This window comes from Phytoactinopolyspora endophytica (genome assembly GCF_004138495.1).
Taxonomy (GTDB): Bacteria; Actinomycetota; Actinomycetes; order Jiangellales; family Jiangellaceae; genus Phytoactinopolyspora; species Phytoactinopolyspora endophytica.
In genome coordinates this window covers 241,619-242,483 of sequence record NZ_ML142850.1, presented here as the reverse complement: position 1 = coordinate 242,483, position 865 = coordinate 241,619, and the positions used below count along the sequence as shown (strand labels likewise).

The 865-nt window shown below is 66.1% G+C and carries 1 protein-coding gene; it reads right to left on the bottom strand.

Translation table 11 applies throughout. The features are described from left to right. Positions 1 to 69: 69 nt before the first annotated feature. Positions 70 to 807: an ABC transporter permease gene (locus ELR45_RS04455; RefSeq protein ID WP_129663784.1), complete on the bottom strand. Its 738-nt coding sequence runs from the start codon at positions 805 to 807 to the stop codon at positions 70 to 72. Positions 808 to 865: the final 58 nt, after the last annotated feature.

The following is an 865-nucleotide window of genomic DNA, read 5'->3' as shown; positions in this document are numbered from 1 at the left end:
CGATGCAGGAGAGCGTCTGAAGCGCTGCCGGATCGCCTGGACGTATCTGAGGTGGAGCTCGGCTGGGCGTCAGGGCGTCTGGCGACGGAGCGTCGCGGCGCCGAGCGCGAGTGCCACGACCACCACGCCGACGACGATCCCGAAGTCCCGCCACATGGTGTCGGTGGGATCGACGTTGGCGCCGACCTCCATCAGAGCCTCGACCGAGTAGGACAGCGGCAGGACGTTGCTGATGGCCTCCAGCCAGCCGGCCATGTCCTCGCGGGGCACGAACAGCCCGCACAGCAGGATCTGTGGGACGGCCACGAGCGGCAGGAACTGCACGGCCTGGAACTCGGTGCGGGCGAACGCGCTGCACAACAGTCCGAGTGAGACGCCGAGCATGGCGTTGGCCACCGCGATGACGACGACCCATGCCATATTGCCGGCGGTGTCCAGATCGAACAGCCAGAAGGCGAACGTGGTGGCGACGATCCCTTGGACGGCAGCGGCGAGCCCGAAGGCGATGCCGTATCCGAACAGCAGGTCGAGCTTGCCGACCGGGGTCGTGAACAACCGCTCGAGAGTGCCGGACGTGCGCTCGCGCAGCATGGCGATGCTGGTGATGAGGAACATGATGACGAACGGGAAGATGCCCAGCATGATCAGCGCCACCCGGTGGAACATCGGCTCCTGCTCTTCGAACATGAAGTAGACCAGTGTCAGCAGCAACAGCGGCATCAGCAGAACGAGCGCGATGGTCGGCCGGTCGTGGCGCAGCTGCCGGAGGATCCGGCCGGTCGTGCTGACGAGAATCTGGCCGGACATCACAGCTCACCGTCCTCGGCTCGCTCCCGGACCAGCGTGAGGAACGCCTGGTCGAGAT